At 39.9% G+C, this 919-nt stretch carries 1 protein-coding gene and 1 tRNA gene; both read right to left on the reverse strand.

The genetic code is table 11. The features are described from left to right. Positions 1–626: Crp/Fnr family transcriptional regulator (locus tag E1176_RS00615; RefSeq protein ID WP_155208654.1), on the reverse strand; the 626-nt coding region annotated here is incomplete at its 3' end. 210 nt (positions 627–836) lie between these two features. Next, positions 837–910 (reverse strand) — tRNA-Thr (locus E1176_RS00620). Positions 911–919: the final 9 nt, after the last annotated feature.

Below are 919 nucleotides of genomic sequence, written 5' to 3' on the forward strand. Positions count from 1 at the left end.
ATCTCAATTCTATTTCTATGCTGCTCTATCTTACCTTCTGTTTCTAGTTGTTTGAGCAATCGGGAAATCACTACACGTGATGTATTGAGCTCTTGTGCTATTTGCTCGTGGGTTTTCTTTATTTCATATGAACCTGAAGCCTGCTTCTTGTCAAGGAGATACTTATACAAGCGTTCGTCCATTTTCATAAAAGCCACGCTGTCTATGGCCAATAACAGCTCATCAAATCTGGTTTGATAAGAACGAAATATGAATTTCCTAAACTCAGGGTATTTTTCCACCCAGGCATTTAACAAGTGCATTGGAATCATCCAAAGTGTAGTGTCCTCTTCAGCTATAGCACTGAAAGCACTTTTTTTATTTTCCATGCAACAAGTGATTGACATGGCGCAAGTCTCACCCCCTTCCAGATAATAAAGAAATATTTCACGGCCTTCATCGTCCTGCCTCATAACCTTGAGTGAACCTTCAAGAACAAGCGGAATCTCAGTAGCATTTGCACCGGGTTGAATCACTGCAGTGCCTTGCTTCACTTGTTTAACCCTACCTGTTGTAATGATTTCATCAACGAGTGCTGGCTCAAATGATTGTGCGGTAAGTATCTCACGTAGCTTTTCTTGTTGCATGATATTTCGTTTAGCTGCTCAAAGCTAGTTAAAGTAATAAATAAACAAGCTAGAAAATTGTAAAGTGAGCTTATTTCAAGAACTAAAAACTAAGGCAATCGACTGATACGTAACTGAATGAAGGCGCTCGAACTTTGTCGGCTTGAATTCAATTTACAGATTGGTGTAAAACAAAAAACCCCTCACAAATTGTGAAGGGTTTTACAAATGAGCCCCCAGTCGGATTCGAACCAACGACCTACTGATTACAAGTCAGTTGCTCTGGCCAACTGAGCTATGGAGGCCTATTTTTA

This window comes from Fulvivirga aurantia, from assembly GCF_009711475.1.
GTDB classification, from domain to species: Bacteria; Bacteroidota; Bacteroidia; order Cytophagales; family Cyclobacteriaceae; genus Fulvivirga; species Fulvivirga aurantia.